General features: G+C 38.9%; 22 protein-coding genes, 1 tRNA gene and 1 pseudogene. 16 read left to right on the top strand and 8 right to left on the bottom strand.

Annotated elements, in window-relative coordinates; all coding sequences use genetic code 11:
- Position 1: 1 nt before the first annotated feature.
- Positions 2 to 3,181 (top strand): multidrug efflux RND transporter permease subunit AdeG, encoded by a 3,180-nt coding sequence (adeG, locus tag MMY79_RS05750; RefSeq protein ID WP_252612485.1) that lies wholly within the window; start codon positions 2 to 4, stop codon positions 3,179 to 3,181.
- Between the two features lie 12 nt (positions 3,182 to 3,193).
- Positions 3,194 to 4,669: an efflux transporter outer membrane subunit gene (locus MMY79_RS05745; RefSeq protein WP_252612484.1), complete on the top strand. Its 1,476-nt coding sequence runs from the start codon at positions 3,194 to 3,196 to the stop codon at positions 4,667 to 4,669.
- Positions 4,670 to 4,731: 62 nt separating this feature from the next.
- Here MMY79_RS05745 and glyA read toward each other — a convergent pair whose 3' ends face one another.
- Positions 4,732 to 5,985 (bottom strand): serine hydroxymethyltransferase, encoded by a 1,254-nt coding sequence (gene glyA, locus MMY79_RS05740; protein WP_252612483.1) that lies wholly within the window; start codon positions 5,983 to 5,985, stop codon positions 4,732 to 4,734.
- 61 nt (positions 5,986 to 6,046) lie between these two features.
- Here glyA and MMY79_RS05735 point away from each other — a divergent pair.
- Positions 6,047 to 6,139 (top strand): annotated as a pseudogene (locus tag MMY79_RS05735) (hypothetical protein); the annotation flags it as partial.
- A gap of 92 nt (positions 6,140 to 6,231) precedes the next feature.
- Here MMY79_RS05735 and MMY79_RS05730 read toward each other — a convergent pair.
- Positions 6,232 to 7,461 carry an alpha/beta fold hydrolase gene (locus MMY79_RS05730; RefSeq protein ID WP_252612482.1) on the bottom strand — a complete coding sequence of 410 codons (1,230 nt, stop codon included), beginning with the start codon at positions 7,459 to 7,461 and terminating at the stop codon, positions 6,232 to 6,234.
- Between the two features lie 252 nt (positions 7,462 to 7,713).
- Here MMY79_RS05730 and MMY79_RS05725 point away from each other — a divergent pair, with 252 nt between their 5' ends.
- From MMY79_RS05725 to MMY79_RS05675, 11 genes are all read left to right on the top strand, one after another.
- Complete coding sequence (locus tag MMY79_RS05725; RefSeq protein ID WP_252612481.1) at positions 7,714 to 8,400, top strand: 3'-5' exonuclease; 687 nt, start codon at positions 7,714 to 7,716, stop codon at positions 8,398 to 8,400.
- A 147-nt stretch (positions 8,401 to 8,547) separates the two neighbouring features.
- Entirely contained in the window at positions 8,548 to 9,180 is a 633-nt protein-coding gene (locus tag MMY79_RS05720) for a hypothetical protein (protein WP_252612480.1), read from the top strand.
- Between the two features lie 100 nt (positions 9,181 to 9,280).
- A tRNA-Arg gene (locus MMY79_RS05715) sits at positions 9,281 to 9,357 on the top strand.
- A 117-nt stretch (positions 9,358 to 9,474) separates the two neighbouring features.
- On the top strand, positions 9,475 to 10,410 hold the full coding sequence (locus MMY79_RS05710; protein WP_003650650.1) for an ABC transporter ATP-binding protein: 936 nt from the start codon (positions 9,475 to 9,477) through the stop codon (positions 10,408 to 10,410).
- Positions 10,407 to 11,180 (top strand): ABC transporter permease, encoded by a 774-nt coding sequence (locus MMY79_RS05705; RefSeq protein WP_004791025.1) that lies wholly within the window; start codon positions 10,407 to 10,409, stop codon positions 11,178 to 11,180. The genes MMY79_RS05710 and MMY79_RS05705 overlap by 4 nt, the downstream gene beginning before the upstream one ends.
- Entirely contained in the window at positions 11,177 to 11,989 is an 813-nt protein-coding gene (gene queF, locus MMY79_RS05700) for an NADPH-dependent 7-cyano-7-deazaguanine reductase QueF (protein WP_252612479.1), read from the top strand. Before MMY79_RS05705 ends, queF begins: the two co-directional genes overlap by 4 nt.
- A gap of 23 nt (positions 11,990 to 12,012) precedes the next feature.
- Entirely contained in the window at positions 12,013 to 12,663 is a 651-nt protein-coding gene (locus tag MMY79_RS05695; protein WP_252612478.1) for a hypothetical protein, read from the top strand.
- A 127-nt stretch (positions 12,664 to 12,790) separates the two neighbouring features.
- Positions 12,791 to 13,933: a rod shape-determining protein RodA gene (rodA, locus tag MMY79_RS05690; protein WP_252612477.1), complete on the top strand. Its 1,143-nt coding sequence runs from the start codon at positions 12,791 to 12,793 to the stop codon at positions 13,931 to 13,933.
- A 19-nt stretch (positions 13,934 to 13,952) separates the two neighbouring features.
- Positions 13,953 to 14,954, top strand: a complete 1,002-nt coding sequence (mltB, locus tag MMY79_RS05685) for a lytic murein transglycosylase B (RefSeq protein WP_252612476.1) — start codon at positions 13,953 to 13,955, stop codon at positions 14,952 to 14,954.
- 289 nt (positions 14,955 to 15,243) lie between these two features.
- The gene (locus tag MMY79_RS05680) at positions 15,244 to 15,855 is read left to right on the top strand and encodes a septal ring lytic transglycosylase RlpA family protein (protein ID WP_016137523.1); all 612 of its coding nucleotides are present in this window, start codon (positions 15,244 to 15,246) and stop codon (positions 15,853 to 15,855) included.
- Positions 15,856 to 16,425: 570 nt separating this feature from the next.
- On the top strand, positions 16,426 to 16,875 hold the full coding sequence (locus MMY79_RS05675) for an Mpo1-like protein (RefSeq protein ID WP_252612475.1): 450 nt from the start codon (positions 16,426 to 16,428) through the stop codon (positions 16,873 to 16,875).
- 44 nt (positions 16,876 to 16,919) lie between these two features.
- On the opposite strand, the gene MMY79_RS05670 is transcribed toward MMY79_RS05675, so the two are convergent.
- The 6 genes from MMY79_RS05670 to rpsB all read right to left on the bottom strand — a co-directional run bounded on the left by MMY79_RS05670 (position 16,920) and on the right by rpsB (position 21,297).
- A complete protein-coding gene (locus MMY79_RS05670) occupies positions 16,920 to 17,237 on the bottom strand; it encodes an AzlD domain-containing protein (protein WP_252612474.1) in 318 nt (105 codons plus the stop codon).
- A 1-nt stretch (position 17,238) separates the two neighbouring features.
- Positions 17,239 to 17,955, bottom strand: coding sequence for an AzlC family ABC transporter permease (locus MMY79_RS05665; RefSeq protein ID WP_252612473.1), 717 nt, complete (start codon positions 17,953 to 17,955; stop codon positions 17,239 to 17,241).
- Between the two features lie 94 nt (positions 17,956 to 18,049).
- A complete protein-coding gene (locus MMY79_RS05660; protein ID WP_144731832.1) occupies positions 18,050 to 18,874 on the bottom strand; it encodes an AraC family transcriptional regulator in 825 nt (274 codons plus the stop codon).
- A gap of 103 nt (positions 18,875 to 18,977) precedes the next feature.
- Positions 18,978 to 19,463 carry a DUF3465 domain-containing protein gene (locus MMY79_RS05655; protein ID WP_252612472.1) on the bottom strand — a complete coding sequence of 162 codons (486 nt, stop codon included), beginning with the start codon at positions 19,461 to 19,463 and terminating at the stop codon, positions 18,978 to 18,980.
- A gap of 65 nt (positions 19,464 to 19,528) precedes the next feature.
- Positions 19,529 to 20,404 carry a translation elongation factor Ts gene (gene tsf / locus MMY79_RS05650; protein WP_252612471.1) on the bottom strand — a complete coding sequence of 292 codons (876 nt, stop codon included), beginning with the start codon at positions 20,402 to 20,404 and terminating at the stop codon, positions 19,529 to 19,531.
- 140 nt (positions 20,405 to 20,544) lie between these two features.
- Positions 20,545 to 21,297 (bottom strand): 30S ribosomal protein S2, encoded by a 753-nt coding sequence (gene rpsB / locus MMY79_RS05645; RefSeq protein ID WP_092706280.1) that lies wholly within the window; start codon positions 21,295 to 21,297, stop codon positions 20,545 to 20,547.
- Positions 21,298 to 21,506: 209 nt separating this feature from the next.
- Between rpsB and map the strand changes: the two genes are divergently transcribed.
- Both map and MMY79_RS05635 read left to right on the top strand, forming a co-directional pair.
- Positions 21,507 to 22,331: a type I methionyl aminopeptidase gene (gene map / locus MMY79_RS05640; protein ID WP_252612470.1), complete on the top strand. Its 825-nt coding sequence runs from the start codon at positions 21,507 to 21,509 to the stop codon at positions 22,329 to 22,331.
- 206 nt (positions 22,332 to 22,537) lie between these two features.
- Positions 22,538 to 23,608: an OmpW family outer membrane protein gene (locus MMY79_RS05635; protein WP_252612469.1), complete on the top strand. Its 1,071-nt coding sequence runs from the start codon at positions 22,538 to 22,540 to the stop codon at positions 23,606 to 23,608.
- Positions 23,609 to 23,694: the final 86 nt, after the last annotated feature.

Below are 23,694 nucleotides of genomic sequence, written 5' to 3'. Positions count from 1 at the left end.
TATGAATATTTCTAAATTCTTTATTGATCGGCCAATCTTTGCTGGTGTCTTATCAGTACTGATTTTACTCGCTGGTCTACTTTCAGTATTCCAGTTACCGATTTCTGAATATCCAGAAGTTGTTCCCCCCTCTGTGGTGGTACGCGTTCAATATCCGGGTGCGAACCCAAAAGTGATTGCTGAAACTGTTGCCTCTCCGCTTGAAGAGTCGATCAACGGCGTAGAAGACATGCTGTATATGCAATCTCAGGCAAACAGTGACGGTAACTTAACCATTACAGTGAACTTTAAGCTCGGTATCGACCCTGACAAAGCTCAACAATTGGTTCAAAACCGTGTGTCGCAAGCATTGCCCCGTTTACCCGAAGACGTACAGCGTTTAGGTGTCACCACTTTAAAAAGCTCGCCTACATTAACCATGGTTGTGCATCTGACTTCGCCAGATAATCGCTATGACATGACCTACTTGCGTAACTACGCGGTGCTTAACGTAAAAGACCGTTTGGCTCGTTTACAAGGTGTAGGTGAAGTCGGTTTATTTGGTTCGGGTGACTACGCAATGCGTGTGTGGCTCGACCCACAAAAAGTGGCGCAACGGAATCTCACAGCGACTGAAATTGTGAGCGCAATCCGTGAACAAAACATTCAGGTTGCAGCAGGTACCATTGGTGCATCACCAACCAATTCGCCTGTACAACTTTCAGTAAACGCTCAAGGTCGTTTAACGACTGAGCAAGAATTTGCAGATATCATTTTAAAAACTGCTCCTGATGGCGCTGTCACTCGCTTAGGTGATGTTGCTCGTGTTGAACTTGCAGCTTCACAATATGGCTTGCGTTCATTACTCGATAATAAACAAGCGGTCGCAATTCCAATTTTCCAAGCGCCGGGCGCTAATGCTTTGCAAGTTTCCGATCAAGTGCGTAGCACGATGAAAGAACTTTCAAAAGATTTTCCATCTTCAATTAAATACGACATTGTTTACGATCCAACCCAGTTCGTACGTGCCAGTATTAAAGCAGTCGTTCATACCTTGCTTGAAGCAATTGCACTGGTTGTTGTAGTTGTTATTTTATTCTTACAAACATGGCGTGCCTCAATCATTCCATTGCTTGCAGTACCAGTTTCAATTATTGGTACATTCGCGCTCATGCTTGCTTTTGGTTACTCAATTAATGCGCTTTCACTGTTCGGGATGGTACTTGCCATCGGCATTGTGGTCGATGACGCGATTGTGGTCGTCGAAAATGTCGAGAGGAATATTGAAGCAGGCTTAAGCCCAAGAGATGCAACTTATCGCGCCATGCGAGAAGTGAGTGGTCCAATTATTGCCATTGCTTTGACCCTTGTTGCAGTATTCGTACCTCTTGCCTTTATGACAGGCTTAACAGGGCAATTTTATAAACAATTTGCCATGACCATTGCCATTTCAACCGTTATTTCGGCATTTAACTCACTGACGCTCTCGCCGGCTTTAGCAGCTATGTTACTGAAAGGACATGATGCTAAACCTGATGCATTAACACGCATTATGAACCGGGTATTTGGACGTTTCTTTGCGCTGTTTAACCGTGTGTTTACCCGTGCGTCAGACAACTATGGTAAAGGTGTGAGTCGTGTTATCTCCCATAAAGCATCTGCAATGGGTGTATATGCAGCTCTTCTAGGCTTAACTGTTGGTATTTCTTATATTGTTCCGGGTGGCTTTGTTCCCGCTCAAGACAAACAATATTTGATTAGCTTTGCTCAATTGCCAAACGGCGCTTCATTAGATCGTACCGAAGCAGTCATTCGTAAAATGAGTGACACCGCACTTAAACAACCTGGTGTAGAAAGTGCTGTTGCCTTCCCTGGTCTATCAATTAACGGTTTTACCAACAGCTCAAGTGCGGGTATTGTCTTTGTAACCTTAAAACCATTCGATGAACGTAAGGCTAAAGACTTATCTGCAAATGCAATTGCTGGTGCTCTCAACCAGAAATATTCAGCAATTCAGGATGCATATATTGCAGTTTTCCCACCACCACCCGTGATGGGCTTAGGGACCATGGGCGGCTTTAAACTCCAACTCGAAGACCGAGGTGCCTTAGGCTATTCAGCCTTGAACGATGCTGCACAAAACTTTATGAAAGCAGCACAATCTGCCCCTGAACTTGGTCCAATGTTCTCAAGTTATCAAATTAACGTACCTCAACTAAACGTAGATCTGGACCGTGTCAAAGCCAAACAACAAGGTGTTGCTGTGACAGATGTTTTCAACACCATGCAGATTTATTTAGGTTCTCAATACGTTAACGACTTTAACCGCTTTGGACGTGTTTATCAGGTTCGAGCGCAAGCTGATGCACCTTTCCGAGCTAACCCTGAAGATATTTTGCAGCTTAAAACCCGTAACAGTGCCGGACAAATGGTGCCGTTATCTTCATTGGTGAATGTAACTCAGACTTATGGTCCTGAAATGGTAGTGCGTTATAACGGCTACACGTCAGCAGATATTAACGGTGGCCCTGCACCGGGCTATTCATCTAGCCAAGCAGAAGCAGCGGTTGAACGTATTGCTGCACAGACCTTACCACGTGGTATTAAGTTCGAATGGACAGATTTAACTTACCAAAAAATCTTGGCTGGTAACGCAGGACTTTGGGTATTCCCAATTAGCGTATTGCTCGTGTTCTTGGTGCTGGCTGCTCAATATGAAAGTCTAACTTTGCCTTTAGCTGTAATTTTAATTGTACCAATGGGGATTTTGGCAGCTCTGACGGGTGTTTGGCTGACAGGTGGAGATAACAACATCTTTACCCAAATTGGTCTGATGGTATTGGTCGGGCTAGCCTGTAAAAACGCCATCTTAATTGTCGAATTTGCGCGAGAACTTGAAATGCAAGGCGCAACTGCCTTTAAAGCAGCAGTTGAAGCAAGTCGTCTACGTTTGCGTCCAATTTTAATGACTTCTATTGCATTTATTATGGGTGTAGTCCCACTGGTTACCTCAACTGGTGCAGGGTCTGAAATGCGTCATGCGATGGGTATTGCAGTGTTCTTCGGCATGATCGGTGTAACGCTGTTTGGTTTGTTCCTGACCCCTGCCTTTTATGTCCTGATTCGTACATTGAACAGTAAACATAAATTGCATTCGGCAGCAGTTCATGAAGCACCTTTATCTAACCCACATGATCATTAAGGAGGATATTTAATGGCTACAGCAAAACAAAGCTTATTATTGTCCTCACTCATGGGAAGCCTGCTGCTTGCAGGCTGCTCTTTGGCTCCGGAATATCAACCTGCAAAGGTGATAGTTCCAGTCAAATTTAAAGAATCTGACCCTAAACTTGAGGATAATAACTGGAAAATTGCCCAACCTGCCGATCAGCAGATTCGAGGTGAGTGGTGGCGTGTTTTTAATGATGCTCAATTGAATGAGCTCGAACAACAAGCCATTTCTGGAAACCAGAGTCTTAAAGCGGCAGCGGCCAATATTCAGGCTTCACGTGCATTACGTTCAGCAGCACAAGCTGAACGTTTGCCAAGTATTAGTGCCGGCTTTGGCCCAACTCGTCAAAAACCCTCTCCTGCTTCATTGGGTTTAGATGACAATGCTCATACATCTGCACAAACCTTATGGCGTGCTCAAGCGAATGTTTCATATGAGCTCGATTTATTTGGTCGTATCGCCAGTAGTGTCAATGCAGCAACAGCTGATGTACAGCAACAAGAAGCTTTATATCAGTCAGCACTTTTAGCGTTACAAGCAGATGTTGCTCAAGGCTACTTTCTCATTCGTCAGCTTGATGCTGAACAAGCAATTTATAATCGCACTATTAAACTGCTTGGCGAGACACGCGACTTAGTTCAAACACGTTTTAGAAATGGTTTAGTCAGTGAATTAGATGTTTCTCGCGCACAGACTGAACTGGCTACCGCCCAAACCAATGCACTGAACATTGCTCGTAACCGAGCCAATGCAGAACATGCACTTGCAGTATTGTTAGGCAAAACACCTGCTGAGTTTAGCTTGGCAATTGAACCTTTAACTGCAAACAGCCTCCGTCTGCCAGCAGGTTTACCTTCAGCTTTACTTGAAAGACGACCTGACATTGCTGCGGCTGAACGTGCCATGGCAGCAGATAATGCACGTATTGGAATAGCACGCACTGCTTTCTTCCCGAAACTGGACCTGACAGGTGCTCTAGGTTATGAGTCATCAAGTTTAGGTGATTTAGGTAAATGGTCGAGCCGTACATTCTTGCTTGGTCCAGTCGCAGGTACTATTTTATCTTTGCCATTATTTGACGGCGGACAACGTAAAGCTGGAGTCGCCCAAGCGCGAGCTGCCTATGAAGAAAGCGTTGCGAATTATCGCCAAACTGTACTAAATGCATTTCGCGAAGTTGAAAATGGTTTATCTGATCAAAGAATTCTCGATCAACAAATTCTGGCACAAAACCAAGCACTTTCTTCTTCTCGCCATGCAAATCAGCTTTCTCATCTACGTTATCGAGAAGGTGCTATTAGCTATCTTGATGTGATTGACTCTGACCGGACTATTTTGCAACAAGAACAACTTTCTGCACAGCTTAACGGCACTAGAATGATGGCTAGTGTAAATTTAATCCGTGCATTAGGTGGTGGCTGGCATAATGCCGAGTCATCTATAAAATCTAAAAGTTAATTCTTATCTAATTAACTTGATATAAAAAAAGCGCCATACGGCGCTTTTTTTATATTTATAACTTATTGTGCGTATACAGGGAATTTTGCACAAACAGTTTCAACTTTCGCTTTTACGTCAGCAATAACTTTTTCGTCACCTTTGCTGTCAATCACGTCAGCGATCCAACCAGCAAGTTCACGAACTTCAGCTTCACCAAAACCACGAGTTGTTACTGCTGGAGTACCGATACGGATACCAGAAGTCACAAATGGAGAACGTGGATCATTTGGAACTGAGTTTTTGTTAACAGTAATGTGAGCAGCGCCTAACCAAGCATCTGCTTCTTTACCAGTTACGTCTTGCTTGATTAAAGATAACAAGAATAAGTGGTTTTCTGTACCACCAGAAACAACGTCATAACCACGAGCGATTAATACTTCAGCCATAGCTTGAGCATTTTTCACAACTTGTTGTTGGTAAACTTTGAAGTCATCAGACATTGCTTCTTTGAAGCAGATTGCTTTAGCAGCAATCGCATGCATCAATGGACCACCTTGGTTACCAGGGAATACAGCTGATTGAAGTTTTTTCTCGATTTCTTCATTCGCTTTTGCAAGGATTAAACCAGAACGTGGACCACGAAGTGTTTTGTGAGTCGTAGTTGTAGTTACGTCAGCAATTTGAACTGGGTTTGGATATACACCAGCAGCAACAAGACCTGCAACGTGAGCCATATCAACAAAAAGGTAAGCGCCAACTTTGTCCGCGATGTCACGGAAACGCTGCCAATCTACAACACGGCTGTAAGCAGAGAAACCAGCAACGATCATACGCGGCTTGTGCTCTAATGCTAAACGTTCAACTTCTTCATAATCGATCTCGCCAGTTTCAGCATTTAGACCGTATTGAACAGCATTATAAGTTTTACCAGAGAAGCTTACTTTAGCACCGTGAGTCAAGTGACCACCGTGAGCCAAGCTCATACCTAAAACAGTATCACCTGGGTTAAGAAGCGCTAGATAAACAGCAGAGTTAGCTTGTGAGCCAGCGTGTGGTTGAACGTTTGCGTAATCTGCACCAAAAAGTTCTTTAGCACGATCAATCGCCATTTGCTCAATGATATCCACATATTCGCAACCGCCATAATAGCGTTTACCTGGATAACCTTCTGCATATTTATTCGTAAGTTTTGATCCTTGCGCTTCCATCACAGCAGGAGAGCAATAATTTTCAGAAGCAATTAACTCGATATGTGCTTCTTGACGCTCACCTTCAGAAGCAATTGCTTGAGCTAATTCTGGATCAAATTCAGAAATGGAAATATTGGCAAACATTAGCGGGGGTCCTATAAAATTAGGGCTTTTAAGCCGTGCTAAGATTGCGACATATTGTAGCATGAACTTTATAATTAAACAGAATGAAGTTAGCTCAGTTTTAAATAAAAATGGCTCAAGTTTTATAAAAAATGAGCCATTGTGTATAAATAAATAAAAAAGCTGATTTAAAGCTTATATTTTAAATTTTTTCATCATTAACTTTAGCTTTTAACAATGTTAAAAATACTTTAAATATCAATAACTCTATTGTGCTGTTAGCAAAGTCTGAACATTTCCAACAATGTTGTCTACATTACTACTCATTGCCGTATTATGGTCCCAGTTACCAGTCACATAACTATTAATTTTAGTACCTACGACAGTGGCATTAGATATCAAAATATCTGTAGCTACTTTAGGAACTGTTGTATCTGCCAGCCCTTGATAAATGATGATTGGTGTAGATACTTTTGCCTGTAAAGGTTGGGAATCTTTATCTAAGAATGTTTTAACCAAGGGTACTGCCATAAAGTTAGGTTGTGTACGCGTAAAATCATCCAGTGTGCCGCCATGTGTTGCTGCGTAGGTTTGCATATTAACTACCAAAGCTTGGGCTAATGGCCCCGCACAAATCGTTTCTGCCTGCTTTGCTGTACTTTCTGTTTGTGAAGTAAATACCTGCGAATAATTAAAGCTTGGCTGTGTATTTCGAATACCGGCTGTAACTAACGCAGTATAGGTATCAAGCTGTGCATACATCGGAATCTTTTGATCCAAAGTTGCATTAGCAACAGCTTGTTCACCTGCAACTAGAATAAAACCTAAATTAGAAGCTGGTGCTACGGCTACTGTACCTTTATAGTCTAGCTGTGCACGACTCGCATATTGTGCAGCACTCAACGCAGCATGTCCTCCTTGTGAATGCCCCACCGTAAGCCATTTTTTTGAAGCTAATAAGTTACGCTGTGATAAATAATTACGCGTTGCAACCACAGCATCCGTAATTGAGAAAGCCTCACTTTTAACATTTAAAAATGGATGTATGCCTGAAGTACCTAAACCTTCATAGTCTGGTGCAACAACAACATAACCAGCTGCAAGTAACTTACTAATTAAATCTTTTGTACTATCTGTTAAAGCTGCTTTACTTGGTGCACAGGCATCAGCAACACCCGTAGTTCCGTGTGCCCAGACTACAATTGGCCAACCGCCTGTTGGTGCTGGTGTGTTTGGTGTAAATACCAAACTGGTTGCTTGCACCTCTTGGCCACTTTGGCCTAACATTTTATAGGTCAGAATGCTACTTTCTGCGGCAACTGAACCTAAGTTGGTGCTCGTGTAAGCATCTACTTTAACCACTGGGTTTTGAATATTATTGGCTGGAGTACCAGATGGATTAGTACTTACTGGGCTGTCATCGCTACTTCCTCCACCACATGCCGTCAACAGTAAACTTGTGCTAAGAACACTGGTCATGAACAGTTTCATTTTCATTGATATATCTTCCCTTAAATTCCATTTTTGTTGTGCTTTAGTTTTTTAATCAACATTTTCTAATGCCTTAAAAACAATTACGCCTAAACTTAATTTTTGGCAAGTCATATTTGAGCAAAATTAATCCATGAAAGACTCTATTTTTGAGCATGAATTGCCATTCTCGCTAATTTCTGGCTCTACTCCATGTTTTAAAGTGAATAGCCACCTGTTACCATTCATAGCTACTCGTAATTATTTGAAAGGCCAAATATGCAAGCCATTATTTTAGATACAGAAACACATACACTAAATGGTTTGCCTATTGAAATTGCGTATGCCCCGATTGAACTTAATGAAGGCAAACTCACCTTAGATAAAAGCAAATTGTTTGATCAGCTCTATCAAGTGGGTATTCCTATTTCTTACGCGGCTATGGCAGTTCACCATATATTAGAGTCAGATTTAGAAAACCAGCCCCACTATAAAACCTTTGAATTACCAGAGACCACAACTTATATTATTGGTCACAATATTGATTACGATATTGCCGCGATTGCTCGTTGTGGTGTTGATGTCTCTCATATCAAACCGATTTGCACTTTAGCTTTAGCACGTAAAGTGTGGGCAGATGCAGAAGCGCATAACATTTCAGCCCTCATCTATATGATCTCTCAAGGCAGCAGTAAAGCTCGAGAAATGCTTAAAGGCGCTCACCGTGCTGATGCCGATATTATTTTGACTGCTAATATTTTGATGCATATTGTCTATCATTTAAATATTCAAAATATTGAAGAGCTTTACCGAGTTTCTGAAGAAGCACGTATCCCCACAACTGTTAACTTTGGTAAGCATAAAGGCACTGCAATTGCTGAACTTCCTAAAGACTATATTCAATGGTTATTACGCCAAGATGAGCTTGATGTCTATCTTCGAAAAGCATTAGAAAGTGCCTTTTAAGAATTTAACCAAATGATATTTATAGATTATTCATCATACTGTCATTTTTAAGTTTTATTGTTAACCCCATTTATATTTTATTAAAAACAGCACTGTTCAACTCAAAAGATTGAACAGTCTGATTTATTTTTATATTGGGGAAACATAATGGCTGGTTTTTATCGAACCAATTTAGGAAGAGTTGCGCTTCAACAACGCAATATTGTTTTAAATGCAAAACAAAGACGTTTATTACTCTTAATAGACCATGAAGATTTTCAAAACTTAAATAGTGAATTTAAAAAGCGTATTGCTTCTCCAGAATTGATTCAACAACTTGTCGACTTAGAACTTATTGCCCCAACTACTTCTACCGAAACCTCAACTGATGAAGAAATTATTTTAAAAACATCACCAATAAATAAAGCAGAAGAAAATCAGAAAGAATCTATTGTTAGCTCTATAACTAATTCTGCTGATCTTGTTGGAGAAATCCAGCTTTCCAAGCAAAAAACTTTAGATCAGTCCAATACTACATATTTTCAACCAGTAATATCTTCTGAGGCTCTTTCTTTCGAAGAAATACAACTATTAATGATGAAAACGCTTAGCAGTTATTGTGGACTAATGACTAAACCACTTGTTCAAAAAATAGAGAAAACTGCAACAATACAAAACCTTAAAGTATGTCAGGTGCAATGGATTACCAGCCTGCAAGAATCACGCATTCCTCCTCAGGAACTTGCAAGTGCTTTACATACAATTAACTATTCAATTCAGCTTCTTCAAGAAAGTATATAAATATTAAACAACTTGCTGTTTAATTAAGCATTAAATTCACTTGGCACGTATTTCGTGCTTTACCTGCCAGTGTTTTTTTCCTATGATGTGCCCCACACATGCGCTCGTAGCTCAGTTGGATAGAGTACAGGTTTCCGAAACCTGGGGTCGTGGGTTCGATCCCCGCCGGGCGCACCAGCTTTTATATAATAATTTCACAAACTTATCTCAATTTTATAAAATTCCGACTATTTTACTTGGTTTATTAATCATTATCGCTCAAAATATACCCCTCTTTCATAATGTGAGAATTTCATGACTGATGCTTTGGTTTTAAGAGATTTGTCCAAAACATATCGTAATGGTTTTCAGGCGTTAAAAGGTATTAACCTCACTGTGCCTGAAGGTGAATTTTATGCGTTGTTAGGCCCAAATGGTGCCGGCAAATCAACAACCATTGGTATTATCAGCTCCCTCACGAAAAAAACCTCAGGAACAGTTGAGATTTTTGGGCATAATCTCGATACCCATCCATCTCTGGCAAAACAGCAGCTTGGTGTCGTTCCTCAAGAATTTAACTTCGGACAGTTCGAAAAAACATTCGATATTTTAGTCACTCAAGCTGGCTATTACGGTATCCATAAAAAGATTGCAGAAAAACGTGCCGAACATTATTTAGAAAAGCTCGGCCTATGGGAAAAACGGAATATACAAGCACGTATGCTGTCTGGTGGTATGAAGCGTCGTCTGATGATTGCCCGTGCCATGATGCATGAGCCTAAGCTTCTTATTCTAGATGAACCTACTGCCGGTGTAGATATTGAATTACGCCGTTCTATGTGGGACTTTCTGACAGAAATGAACGAAAGCGGTACTTCTATTATTTTAACGACCCACTATTTAGAAGAAGCAGAAATGTTGTGTCGTCGCATTGCGATTATTGACCGCGGTGTAATTAAAGAAGATACCAGCATGAAGAGCTTCCTTAATCAGCTCAATGAAGAGTCATTTATCTTCGATTTAGCTGAGCCAATTGGGCCGCTCCAATTAAACATTATTGGTGTCAAGTTCAACTTAATTGATAGTAATACTTTAGAAGTAACGATGGATAGAGCGCATACATTGAATGACCTATTCCAGTTATTAGAATCACAAGGTATTCGCGTTCACAGCATGCGTAATAAATCGAACCGTTTAGAAGAGTTATTTGTCAAAATGGTCGAGAAAAATCTTGAAGGAGAGGCAAAATGAATTTTAGCCAACTGCAAATTGCTCTCTGGACCATCGTTCGTAAAGAAGTACGCCGTTTTCTACGTATTTGGCCACAAACCTTATTACCACCAGCAATTACAATGAGTTTGTACTTTGTCATTTTTGGTAATTTAGTGGGTTCACGCATTGGACAAATGGGTGGCGTGAGCTATATGCAATTTATTGTGCCCGGCTTAATTATGATGGCAGTCATTACCAATAGTTATGCCAACGTCTCTTCAAGTTTCTTTAGTGTAAAATTCCAAAAAAGTATTGAAGAACTCATTATGAGTCCCGTACCACTCCATATCATTTTATGGGGCTATGTCATTGGCGGTATTTGCCGTGGTGTATTAGTTGGTGCAATTGTGACTGCAATGAGCATGTTCTTTACTGACCTTTTCATACACAACTGGTTTGTAACTATATATACAGTCTTAATTACTTCAGTTCTTTTCTCATTAGGTGGTTTTATTAATGCAGTCTATGCAAAATCATTTGATGATATTTCTATTATTCCCACCTTTGTTCTTACACCCTTAACTTATTTAGGCGGTGTGTTTTATGCCATCAGTGCACTTGGCCCTTTTTGGCAAAAACTTTCTTTAATTAACCCTATTGTTTATATGGTTAATGCTTTCCGTTTTGGCATTTTAGGTCATAGCGATGTGAATGTTTCATTCTCTTTAATCATTGTGACATCATGCTGTGTTGTACTTTACGGAATTGCTTACTATTTACTTGCTCGTGGTTCAGGAATGCGTGAATGAGTGTCGAACAGTCTTTATTGGGTAAAGAAACCCAATATCCAACTAATTATCAACCTGATGTGTTATTTCCAATTGCCCGTGCTCAGTCTCGTGAAAGCTACTCGCATATTGAAGGCATTACTCAAGGTAAAGATTGGTGGCATGTTTTTGAAATCTCATGGTTAAATGCTCATGCTATCCCGCAAGTTGCTATTGGCAGAATTACACTGCCCGCTTCTTCGCCAAATTTAATTGAGTCAAAATCATTAAAACTGTACTTCAATAGTCTTAATTTCACTCAGTTTGATTCTAAACAGTCTTTCATTGAAACGGTTGAAAAAGATCTCTCTACTGCTGCGGGTGCAAAAGTTGAATTAACCTTATTTCAGGTTGATGATTTAGATATTTCTAAACCTCAAGGCATTTGTATTGATGATCTTGCTCCAGAACGTTTAGAACAACATCCTGATGCCACTCTTTTAAAACCAGATGAGTCTGGTGAAGAAGTTGAAATTGAGCTGTATTCTCATCTTTTGAGAAGTAACTGCCCAGTCACGGGACAGCCTGATTGGGGTACAGTTTTTATCCGTTTTAAAGGCAAAAAACCTTGTTATCGTAGTGTATTAGCTTATATTATCTCGTACCGTCAGCATAACGGCTTTCACGAACAGTGTGTCGAACAGATCTTTGCCGATATTTGGCAAAATCTAGAGCCTGAAAAGCTGATGGTTTATGCAACTTATACTCGTCGCGGCGGACTTGATATTAACCCTTGCCGAGTATCGGATCTTTCATGGATGCCAAAACCGATTCGATTGGCACGACAATAAAACGAATAATTTGAGGATATACCATGCCGTTTTTTGGTTTTACACCTTCTGAAGGCTTATTGAACGATATACAAACTGGAATTGCGAATAAAAATTCTAGCGAACCTTTATACCCACTTCGCGATAAGATTGCTTTACAACTCAATGTAGAGATTATTGATAATGTCTTAATTCAGCTAGTTCAGCATTTTCCTGCAAGTGAAAAGCGTGATACTGCCGAAAAACTAGCAGGTTATGTCAAATCAACTGTTGCTGTTCTTTTAAAGCAATTGTTAAGCAAAGCACCAAATGATGTGGTTAAACAGTCAGTAGAGTTTTCTGAAAAAAGCTTATTTAAAGACCCACAAGGTCAATATAAAGTAGGCGTAAGTTTAGATGCAGGTTTAGTGACTAATCTTAAACATAACTTTGCTGAGCTAGAAGCAGGCAATGACATTAATAAAGCTGCTTTAGCTGAATTATATAAACAATTCGGCGATGCCATGATTAAACATTTTATGTCTGATTTTAATAAAACATTAGATCTTGGCATGATTAAGCGCAAAGCAGCCGATATTGGTGCAGCAGCTGTAACAAAAGCTGTTCACATTGCAATCGACAAATTGATTCCAAGCTTAAATCGTACTGAACTAAAAGCGATGGCTGAATATCATGATGGTTTATTCTTTAACTAATAAAAAATAGACTATCGGAAACCTAGCGAAAGCTAGGTTTTTTTATTGCAAAATATTGATATACATTGCCATTAACCAAGTTTATGTTAGCATGCGCCAAGCACTGATTGACCTTAGTTAACGCCGCATGTCTCCTAGTCCGCAATATAAATTTTTACGCCAAGCTCCTCGAGATGGTCTTAGCACCGCTATGCAACCGTCAAAGTGGCAACAACTCCATGTTGACCCTTGGTTATGCCTATTTTTGCTATTAAATGCGCTATTAGGTTTAACCGTACTATATAGTGCCTCTGCACAGGATGTGGGGTTAGTGAGTAAACAAGCCATGAGTTTTGGGATTGGCTTTTTAGTGATGTTTGGTCTAGCCCAGATTCCACCAAAGGTTTATCAAGCTTTTTCACCCTATTTTTATTTATTTGGCTTATTTTCACTTTTGGCAGTCATGGTGTTTGGCGAAGTCCGAATGGGTGCTCAGCGCTGGATTGATATTCCTGGTTTCGGAAGTGTCCAACCCAGTGAGTTCATGAAAATCGGCATGCCCATGATGATTGCATGGTTTTTAGCACGTAAACCCCTTCCCCCTAGTTTTTCACAAGTTGTTTTGTCCTTAATGTTAATTGGTATTCCTTTTTTACTGATTGCAGAACAACCTGACTTAGGGACATCACTTTTAGTATTAGCAAGCGGTATATTTGTTTTATTTTTAAGTGGACTATCATGGCGTATGATCGGTGCTGCGGGAGCCTGTGCTGCGGTGGTCATTCCAATTGCTTGGGAATTTCTTTTACACGACTATCAACGTCAACGGGTTTTAACGTTACTTGATCCTGAGGCAGATGCACTCGGTACAGGTTGGAATATTATTCAATCTAAAACTGCGATTGGTTCTGGTGGTTTTTCAGGTAAAGGATTTCTTGAAGGTACCCAATCACACTTGCACTTTTTACCTGAAGGTCATACCGACTTTATTATTGCTGCGTACTCCGAAGAGTTTGGGCTCATCGGTGTACTTATTTTAGTTATACTTTATTTTGCTATTATTTTTAGAACATTCCAAATCGGTTTACAAAGCTTCCATAACTATGGACGTTTAGTTGCTGGCGCCTTTGGTTTGTCTTTTTTTGTTTATGTATTTGTAAATGCGGGAATGGTCAGTGGTATTTTACCTGTAGTAGGTGTTCCTTTACCTTTTATGAGTTATGGCGGAACAGCTATTATTACTTTAATGGCCACCTTTGGTTTAGTTATGTCCATTCATACACATCGATAATCTGGAATTTTAAAACGATATGTTGTCTCAACACTTAAATAAAACTTTAAAAATGCTCGCTTTGTGTACTGGTTTAATCAGTACAAGTCACTTCGCTCAGGCCAATGATTTTGCCACGCATCCTGATTATGTAAATTTTAAACAAAAAACCATGAGCGCTTATGGGTTAAGTGGCGATCAAGTTGATGCGGCCATGAATGGTGCAAAAAATTTACCAAACATTCTAAATATTATGACTCGTCCAGGTGAAAGCAAACCTTGGTACGACTATCGTTCTATGTTTTTGGTGGAAGGGACAATTCAACGTGGTGTCCGTTTTAAAAACCAATATGCAGATGCTTTAAACCGCGCTGAACAACAATATGGTGTATCTCAAGCTGTCATTTTGGGAATCTTGGGTGTTGAGACAGGTTATGGCGCAAATAAAGGTTCTTTTATTACACGTGATGCATTAGCCACACTTGCTTTTGGCTACCCTCGCCGTGCTGAATATTTTGGTGACGAACTCGCAGCTCTTATCGCATGGACTTATAAAGAAGGCTACCCAACAAGTAGTATTGTAGGTTCCTACGCAGGTGCAATTGGCTATCCACAATTTATGCCAAGTAATATTAGTAAATATGGGGTCGATTATGACGGTAATGGACATATCGATTTAAGAAACTCTGCAGAAGATGCAATCGGTTCAATCGCAAACTACTTAGCAAAACAAGGATGGCAACGCGATCAACCTATCGGATTTATGGCACGTTACACAGGATCAACTCCGGAAAGTGTTATTGCTAAAGATTTAACTCAACCTTTCCCATATGGCGCATTAAAGACATTAGGGGTTTCACCATTAAATCCTTTAGTTAAAATTGATGATCTCGATATGGTGAATGTTATTCAATTACAAGACTATAACGGGCCAATTTACTATTTAACTTACCCGAATTTTCAAGTGATTACGACTTATAATAAGAGCCGTATGTATGCTACTGCTGTATGGTTATTAGGCACTGAAGTGGCTAGCCGATAGGCTAGCTTTTTTATGAGTTGTGTAAAAGTCAATAAATATTTTTGTTAAATAGATCACAATGTGCACAATTTCAATATTTTGTTACACTATCGATCATTTTTTAATCTAGAACTGTAAGTTTTTGACCTTTTTGTAACGATTTCTCGTTAAAGACTAGACACTCTCCGTAAGCGATGAATATTATCCACCCCAATGTAGCAATTGCAAAAGTGAATAATAAGACATGTTCACTTTAAATTTCAGTCAATCGCTGAAAGAAAAAAGTACATGTTCTCAGGAGTTTATACAAATGCAGTTATCGCTGAAATACGTTCTTGCACTGACGGCTAGTTTAAGTATGGCCCCATTGCACGCTGAAATGGTGCAATCTTCATCATTGAATAATGATTTAGATGGCTCTAATTTAGCAGCTCGTGTATTGAGTAAAGATACTCAAAATTTTAATTCTCGTTTTTCTAACATTAACAGTCTTTCAATCACTGAACGTTCTGGCGACCAAATCCGTCGTCAAGCTATCGCAGCAAAAATTGAAATCCCTGAAGATGAGCCTTCAGTGATTGAAAAACTTAACACAGTAGCTTCAAACACTGTTCGTAAGTTTAGCCAAACTGGCATGGCTTCATGGTATGGCCGTCAATTTCATGGTCGTAAAACGGCAAATGGTGAAACATTCGACATGAATGCTCTCACTGCTGCTCACCGTAGCCTACCATTGAACTGTTACATCCGAGTAACGAATAAAGACAATGGTAAAAGTGTGGTTGTAAAAGTAAATGACCGTGGTCCTTTCCATGGCAATCGTGTACTTGACTTATCATACGGTGCAGCTAAACGTCTTGGCATTACCAATGCTGGAACAGCAAAAGTAAATATTGAACGTGTTGATGGTCCAACTTCATAAGTTATAGCCTCTAGAGTTCATGAAAAAAGCCGCAATTTTTTATGCGGCTTTTTTATGTTTTAAACTATAAAAATAATTCCTAGCTTAGGCTTAAAAAATCCTCTTTTTTACCCCTTCTCCAGCATCAAATTTGCATATTTTTTACACAAAAAAATATGTTTATTTTCTCCAAGCTTATTTTACCTCTAAATTGCGCTTAGAGCGACTTTAATAAATTTGCGCTACCCTAGTACCATTTTTATAAAATTAGGGCTATTTATGGCGTTTTTAGAGTAGATGAGTCGAGCTTTTTCATACAATTTTCCCACCCATCTCAAAATTACACTTTTTTGGATGATTTCATCATCTAGTAACCTATAAAAAATATTCTGAAAAATTACATCATTCTCAAGACCACATTGAGTACTTTTTCAATAACCGAAGCATTACGTTTTTCTCATGCTTTTCTTAAATACCTATTGCTAGGTTTCTATAGTTGAATATTATCGGTTTCTTGTCGAATTCCTTCAGAACAGGCTAAAATACACTCAGAAAAAATAAATCAAAGCTAAAACAAGGAGTGTGCCTTTAATGAAATCCATTACAGAATGGTTTGATGAATATAGCGAGAGCCATCAGAACCCAACCAATAAACAAATTCACTGGCTATGCGTTCCTGCCATTTTATTTTCTATAATTGGAATCATTGCTCATTTCAACACTTTGCTCACTGCTCTATTACTTGTGCTCACTTTAGTATTTTATGCGCGTTTAGATCTTGTACTTGCTGTTGCAATGGCTGCTTTACTTGTTGTTATGGCATGGCTTATTTACACCCTACCTGTAGGAGTAGGATTTTATATCGCTATTTTTGTGATTGCTTGGGTCGGACAATTTTATGGTCATAAAATTGAGGGCAAAAAACCATCTTTCTTTAAAGATTTACAATTTCTACTGATTGGTCCAGTCTGGTGCATGGATGCCTATCTAGGAAAAATCTTACCTAAATGGAAAAGCAGACAAAAACATGCTATTTCCTAATTGTTAAATTAAAGCTGAATCATCTCGATTCAGCTTTTTACATTTTACCAATTTATTAGAAAATTTATAAAATAGAAAAAAGCCAAACTGGCAATAACACTTAAAAGTACTCTTTTGAGATAAATGGCAATCACAATACAAAAGATTGCTGCATAAATATAAGGATTATCTAAAATTCCTTTTAAATTATTACCATCAAAAAAAATAACTGGAATACAAATTGCTGTTAATAAACAGGGTGCAGAATAATTAAGCATCTTATTCATAATAAGAGGTAGTTTAATTTTAACATTGGGCTCTAAAAAATAATAACGATTAAAAAAGACGATTGTGGCCAAACCTAAAATCATGAACCAAGACATCTTATTGCTCCTTACCTATTTTTTCAGTTAACACAGCAACCAACATTCCTATTAATCCTGAAAGTAAAATCGCTCCTTCAATTTGATAAAGTTTAAAGAAAAACCCACTTAAACAAGTCACTAGCACACCAGCGATTACAGGCAACCTCTTACATAGCGGCACTATCATGGCAATAAAAATAGCCACAATCGAAAAGTCTAAATGATAATTTAATAAATCAGGAATCACTGTTGCCAAAAGTATTCCGACCAAGCTAAAAACTACCCAGAATAAATAAAAAGACAAGCCTGCACCCAACAAATATTCTGGCTGCCTTTTGTCACTAGATGCACATACTGCAAATAATTCATCTGTTAATAAAAAGCCCAAACTTAAACGTTTTGAAAGAGGCAAAATAGAAATATCATTTCTGAAAGTTAATGCATAAATAAAATGCTGAGCCGTTAAAAAGAAAATCGTCACATAAATTGTAAAAGTAGATGCACCTTCCATGACCATGCTTAAACTAACTAATTGAGCTGCCCCAGCAAAAACAATTCCTGACATTGCAAGCGCCTTATAAAAAGATAAGCCTGCATGAATTGCCATAGAGCCCGCTAAAATTGCCCACGGAATAACAGAAATTGACAATGGCAAAATATCCATCGCACCGCGTAAAAAAAGATAAGATGGCTTATCTTTTGAAAACCCCACCAACTGATGAAGCTGAATATTCATATATATAAATCCAATATAAGAGATCTCTATATAAAATGCTCAATGAGAGATGATTTATATTGAATAAAATTGCTGTAAATAAATTTTTAATAATTTAGTTATTTAGACTAGCTACATATTGAGTAGGCGTCACTCCCATTGCTTTTTTAAAGTGACGATTAAAATGGCTTTGATCAGAAAAGCCACATTGCTGTGCAACCATCGCAATTTGGTCACCCTGTTTTAATAATTGCCTTGCTTTTTGTAAGCGTGCTTGAACAAGCCAAGCATGTGGTGGCAAGCCCACATATTTTTTAAATTGTCTTAAGAAATGCCATGCGCTTAGACCCACCATATCAGCCAGATCTTGCAAAGAAAAATTCGTTTCAGGCATTTCTATTAGTAATTCTTTAACTCTTAATATTTTTGAATATGCTTCTGGCAACTCACAAAAAGTATGATTTGATTTACCATGTCGCTTCATTAGACAGGCTAAAGTCGACAAATACATTGTTTCTTTAAGCAGGAAATTATCTTTTTGTTCTAACAAATCAAAGAGTAAGCAAAGTTGTTGAGCCAAACCCAAGTCACGAATGACAGCTTGAGGAAACCATGGGGCCCCACGTGAATTTTCAAAAAAATCTTGACTGACTTCTGCCAACATTTCAGGTGTAGGATAAATTGCCCGATATCGCCAACCTGACTCAACAGCAGATGAACCCGTATGAATTTCGTCAGCGTTTACTAAAATAATGTCGCCTTTGGGAGCCACATGTAGCTGGCCCGTCCTAAAAAAAGACTGTGCTCCCTCTTCAATCACACCAATACAGTACCCTTCATGAGTATGCTTCGAAAATTGTGTTTGGTGATAATGTGCTTTTAGTAACTCTAAACCGCCCAGCTCTCGCACATGCAGATAATCGGCTTGCTCCCGCTGCATAAATACGTCTCATCTATTCAATAAAAAAACCATAGCATGTTTTAAGAAACTGAATAGAATAAAATTGCTCTATAAAATAATCTCTTTAATGGTCTATTTGGCTTTATTGATAGATTTGCCCATCATGTTTAAGCCAACCGCTTTCATGACGAGCTTGTGGATCACGATGAGTCCAGTGTAATACACCACCTTTAGGGTTATATTCATATTCACCATAAAACTCTACCACATCACCTTTTTTCAAATTAGAAATTTTAGGTGCTAAATCAATATTATGCGCGACTAAAATTGAAAGACCATTCTTTAATACAAGTATAAATTTCTGGTGCCTCGACCCATCATTATCATCTCTTAAAATTGCTTTTACTCGACCACTTCCCTGCACTTGAACATTACTTTGTCTCTGCTCGTAAGCAGCTTTTATAGTGTCCACCCCATTATTTGAAAGTGTAGTTTCAGTATGCTGAGCTTCGGGAATGGCTGATGATGGCGATTGATTTTGCTTATGCCCAGATAAATCCAGACCAAAATATGCAGCAATCAATAAAACGATGACACCGCCAATACTAAGATTTTTTTTATTTATCATTTTATACACTCATTTTAGTTGTGATAAAAAAAGCCCCAAAGGGGCTTTTTTTATCGTGATACGAATTACTTCGCAGCAGCTTGAGCAGCAGCAACTTCTTCAGCGAAGCTAAGTTCTACTTTCTTCTCAATACCTTCACCAACTTCGAAACGTACGAAGCTAACAACAGTAGTACCAGTTGCTTTTAATACATCAGCAACTTTTTTGTCGTTGTCAATTACATACATTTGACGATCAAGAGCAACTTCGTTCAAATATTTATCAACAGAACCAGTTACCATTTTTTCAACGATATTAGCTGGTTTGCCAGATTCTAACGCTTTCGCTTCAGCAATTTCTTTTTCTTTAGCGATAAGGTCAGCAGGAACAGCTTCAGCATTTACAGCAACTGGATTGAATGCAGCAACGTGCATTGCAATACCTTTACCAGTATCAGCATCACCTGTATAAGAAACTACAACACCGATTTTTAAACCGTGTTTGTAGATAGCCAAGTTTTCGCCTTCAACGATTTTCGCGCGACGAACTTGGATGTTTTCACCGATTTTTTGAACAAGAGCAATACGCGCTTCTTCAACAGTAGCACCATCTTCAAGTTTCAATTCAGCAATTTTAGTCGCATCAGTTTCATTTGCAGCAAGCGCAACAGCAGCAACTTTAGCAGAGAAACCAGCAAAGTTTTCGTCTTTAGCAACGAAGTCAGTTTGACAGTTTACTTCTAAAAGAATCGCTTTATTGCCTTCCTGAACGATAGTGATCGCACCATCAGCAGCAATGTTGCCCGCTTTTTTAGCAGCTTTTGCTTGACCTGATTTACGAAGGTTATCAATCGCTAATTCAACATCACCATTAGATTCTGTTAATGCTTTTTTGCATTCCATCATTGCAAGACCAGTACGGTCACGTAATTCTTTTACCATGCTCGCAGTAACTGCAGTCATGTTGTTCTCCTAAATACGGTAGAAAAATGAATCTGTTCAACAAAAACGGCCCAAAGTGTTCTCTGGGCCGTTCCGCTTTCTTGACGCTTAATTTGCCACCATTACATGTCGCAAAAATGACAATTTTGCATCAAAATGCATTAAGCCTCTGGAGCTTCTTTAGCAGCTTCTTCGCCTTTAGCTTGTGCATTTGCTTGAGATTGAGCGTATTCTTTACCAGCAAGAATCGCATCAGCCATAGCTGAAGCATATAGAGTTACTGCACGGATCGCATCGTCGTTACCAGGAATAACGTAGTCTACGTTGTCTGGGTTAGAGTTTGTATCAACGATACCGATAACAGGAATACCTAAGTTCTTCGCTTCTTTGATTGCAATCGCTTCGTGATCAACGTCGATTACAAATAATGCGTCAGGTAAACCACCCATGTTTTTAACGCCGCCTAAAGAACGCTCAAGTTTTTCCATCTCACGAGCACGTTCTAAAGCTTCACGTTTAGTAAGCTTAGCAAAAGTACCATCTTGAGATTGAGTTTGAAGATCTTTTAAACGGTTGATAGATTGGCGAAGTGTTTTCCAGTTCGTCAACATACCACCTAACCAGCGGTGATCTACATATGGTTGACCAGCGCGTTGAGCTTGTTCACGGATGATGTTAGAAGCAGCACGTTTTGTACCAACGAACAAAACTTTGTTCTTTTTGCTTGCTAATTGGTTAGCGAAGTTCAAAGCATCATTTAACGCAGGAACAGTGTGCTCAAGGTTGATGATGTGAATTTTGTTGCGCGCGCCAAAAATGTATTGACGCATTTTTGGGTTCCAGAAACGAGTTTGGTGACCAAAGTGTGCGCCTGCTTGAAGAAGGTCGCGCATGCTTACGTTGTAATCTGCCATTTTCTTTACCTTAAAGTTTGGGTTAGGCCTCCATATATCCGCATTCTCCACCCTTTAACAGGCACCCAGAGTAATGTGACGATATATGTGCGGATTTTTACTCCATCTATCAAAATTGTTCGTAAAAGATATTCACGAAAAGCATTTGATAAAATGGGCGGCTATTTATACCATAGACACTTGTAAATTACCAAAAGTTTTTAGAGATCATGAACAGTACTTATACAGCTCCACGTCGATTAATCAAAACTCCAGATGAAATTGAAAAAATGCGCATTGCAGGACGACTGGCGGCTGAAGTTCTAGAGATGATCAAGCCTTATATTAAGGCAGGTGTAAGTACACTTGAACTTGATACCATTTGCCGTAATCACATTGAAAATGTACAGCATGCTATTCCTGCCTGTGTCGGCTATGGTGGCGCTCCTGGACGCCCTGCTTTTCAGCACTCTATTTGTACTTCGGTTAACCATGTTGTTTGCCATGGCATTCCTTCTGAAAATAAAACATTAAAAAACGGCGATATTCTTAATATTGATGTAACTGTGATTAAAGACGGTTATCACGGCGATACAAATATGATGTATGTCGTTGGCGGAGAGACTTCTATTTTAGCCAATCGTCTATGCAAAGTTGCTCAAGAAGCGATGTATCGCGGAATGGCAACTGTTAAAGATGGTTCATATTTAGGCGATATTGGCCATGCAATCCAGAAATATGTTGAATCAGAGCGTTTTAGTGTAGTACGTGAATATTGTGGTCACGGTATTGGTACCGTTTTCCATGATGAACCTCAAGTATTACATTATGGTCAAGCTGGAACAGGTATGCGTCTGGAAGCAGGTATGACTTTTACTATTGAACCTATGGTAAATGCAGGCGTATGGCAAACTAAACTTTTAGGCGATAAATGGACTGTTGTCACGAAAGACCATAAACTTTCAGCCCAATATGAACATACTATTTTAGTAACTCAAACGGGCATCGAAGTTTTAACTGCACGCCCTGAAGAAGACTTATCTCGCTTCAATTAATAGTTTAACAAACTTAAATAAAAGGCTACTTTATGTAGCCTTTTATTATTTATTATGTATTTTTTATTAATAAATCTTTCTAAATATAAACAAATATTTCAAAAAAATTACAATTATTAATTTTTAATAAACAATCATTTTAATAAAACGCGGTATGGTTGGCTCAATAAAAATCAGTAAACAAATGTCGGACATGGAGTCCTTTTATGATGAAAAAGTCATTATTTTGTATGACAGCTGCCTTTTTTGCCCTGCCAACAATCACTAACGCCGCTTCGCCATATTTTAGTTTAAAGGATGGTGATGGCTTCAAACGTTTTTCAGTCTCTGCTGGTCCTTTATATGTTAAGCCGACGGGTAATGCTCAGCCTTTTAGAATTAATACGTCTGTTAAAGAAAATGAGCAATCTAAAGTCGGAGATATTAAAGTTAAAACTATTCAAGACAATATTTCAGACAGCAATAGTAATGTCGTTCTTGAAAAACTCATCGATGTTATCGGTTTAGGTACAGATACCATTCCTTCTTGGTTAAGTGGAACAGCTGAAGTACGTGGTCTAAGTCAATGGGATGCTGACAAAACAGGCTTGGAAGCAGATGATGTCACAACATTAGGATTAATGAGCAATTACTTTTTCACAGATAATTTTTCATTAGAGTTAAAAGCTGGGATTCCACCTAAAGTTGACTTGCAAGGAAAAGGGAAAATTTATGCACCTTTTTCAGCCACAGCTAAACCCGCTGGTGGAATTCTTGGATCTATGGAGCTTGAAAATAATCTTTTCATTACAGATCTTGAAGGACATGGTAGCGCGGCTTCAGCACGTGCTTGGACACCAGCCTTTGAATTTCAATATCACTTTGGCAAAACTGGTGTAAATAAATTTAGGCCCTATGTTGGACTAGGTGTGATGTATGCCTACTTCAGTGAATTAGAAATGAACCCAGAAATTGAGAAAGATTTAGTCAATGCTGGTCATATGATTGTAAATATTAAAGATGGTAAAGCAGGTGCTGCTTTAGAAAGAAAAACTAGCTCTGGCGATCCTAAAGTAGAACTTGAAGCTTCAGATGCTATTGCTCCTGTAGCGACTTTAGGTTTCACCTATGACTTTAATGATAAATGGTATGCCGTTGGTTCTGTCTCTTATGCCCACTTAAAAACAGATACGACTATTACAGTAAGCGACGCAAAATACGGTGAATTAATCAATGCAAAAGCGGATATCGAAATTAACCCAATTTTAGGTTACGCTGGGGTTGGTTACCGCTTCTAACGTATACCCCATATAAAGCTATAAAAACTTTTGCACGTTTTTATAGCTTTCTTTCAATTTATGCTGCCTAAAAGTTGCTTCTTTTT

This window comes from Acinetobacter sp. XS-4 (assembly GCF_023920705.1).
Taxonomy (GTDB): Bacteria; Pseudomonadota; Gammaproteobacteria; order Pseudomonadales; family Moraxellaceae; genus Acinetobacter.
Note: the sequence above shows the minus strand (reverse complement) of the source record. Positions and strands in the feature narration are given on the sequence as shown.

What these genes read in the sequence shown, in the direction of transcription:
- MMY79_RS05670 (WP_252612474.1), bottom strand. Translation starts at nt 17,237, where the DNA reads ATGTCTTGGTTCATGATTTTAGGTTTGGCCACAATCGTCTTTTTTAAT.
- map (WP_252612470.1), top strand. Translation starts at nt 21,507, where the DNA reads ATGAACAGTACTTATACAGCTCCACGTCGATTAATCAAAACTCCAGAT.
- queF (WP_252612479.1), top strand. Translation starts at nt 11,177, where the DNA reads ATGAGTGTCGAACAGTCTTTATTGGGTAAAGAAACCCAATATCCAACT.
- MMY79_RS05635 (WP_252612469.1), top strand. Translation starts at nt 22,538, where the DNA reads ATGATGAAAAAGTCATTATTTTGTATGACAGCTGCCTTTTTTGCCCTG.
- MMY79_RS05745 (WP_252612484.1), top strand. Translation starts at nt 3,194, where the DNA reads ATGGCTACAGCAAAACAAAGCTTATTATTGTCCTCACTCATGGGAAGC.
- MMY79_RS05695 (WP_252612478.1), top strand. Translation starts at nt 12,013, where the DNA reads ATGCCGTTTTTTGGTTTTACACCTTCTGAAGGCTTATTGAACGATATA.
- glyA (WP_252612483.1), bottom strand. Translation starts at nt 5,985, where the DNA reads ATGTTTGCCAATATTTCCATTTCTGAATTTGATCCAGAATTAGCTCAA.
- adeG (WP_252612485.1), top strand. Translation starts at nt 2, where the DNA reads ATGAATATTTCTAAATTCTTTATTGATCGGCCAATCTTTGCTGGTGTC.
- MMY79_RS05675 (WP_252612475.1), top strand. Translation starts at nt 16,426, where the DNA reads ATGAAATCCATTACAGAATGGTTTGATGAATATAGCGAGAGCCATCAG.
- MMY79_RS05680 (WP_016137523.1), top strand. Translation starts at nt 15,244, where the DNA reads ATGCAGTTATCGCTGAAATACGTTCTTGCACTGACGGCTAGTTTAAGT.
- MMY79_RS05655 (WP_252612472.1), bottom strand. Translation starts at nt 19,463, where the DNA reads ATGATAAATAAAAAAAATCTTAGTATTGGCGGTGTCATCGTTTTATTG.
- MMY79_RS05720 (WP_252612480.1), top strand. Translation starts at nt 8,548, where the DNA reads ATGGCTGGTTTTTATCGAACCAATTTAGGAAGAGTTGCGCTTCAACAA.
- mltB (WP_252612476.1), top strand. Translation starts at nt 13,953, where the DNA reads ATGTTGTCTCAACACTTAAATAAAACTTTAAAAATGCTCGCTTTGTGT.
- MMY79_RS05660 (WP_144731832.1), bottom strand. Translation starts at nt 18,874, where the DNA reads ATGCAGCGGGAGCAAGCCGATTATCTGCATGTGCGAGAGCTGGGCGGT.
- MMY79_RS05710 (WP_003650650.1), top strand. Translation starts at nt 9,475, where the DNA reads ATGACTGATGCTTTGGTTTTAAGAGATTTGTCCAAAACATATCGTAAT.
- MMY79_RS05705 (WP_004791025.1), top strand. Translation starts at nt 10,407, where the DNA reads ATGAATTTTAGCCAACTGCAAATTGCTCTCTGGACCATCGTTCGTAAA.
- MMY79_RS05665 (WP_252612473.1), bottom strand. Translation starts at nt 17,955, where the DNA reads ATGAATATTCAGCTTCATCAGTTGGTGGGGTTTTCAAAAGATAAGCCA.
- MMY79_RS05725 (WP_252612481.1), top strand. Translation starts at nt 7,714, where the DNA reads ATGCAAGCCATTATTTTAGATACAGAAACACATACACTAAATGGTTTG.
- rpsB (WP_092706280.1), bottom strand. Translation starts at nt 21,297, where the DNA reads ATGGCAGATTACAACGTAAGCATGCGCGACCTTCTTCAAGCAGGCGCA.
- rodA (WP_252612477.1), top strand. Translation starts at nt 12,791, where the DNA reads ATGTCTCCTAGTCCGCAATATAAATTTTTACGCCAAGCTCCTCGAGAT.
- tsf (WP_252612471.1), bottom strand. Translation starts at nt 20,404, where the DNA reads ATGACTGCAGTTACTGCGAGCATGGTAAAAGAATTACGTGACCGTACT.
- MMY79_RS05730 (WP_252612482.1), bottom strand. Translation starts at nt 7,461, where the DNA reads ATGAAAATGAAACTGTTCATGACCAGTGTTCTTAGCACAAGTTTACTG.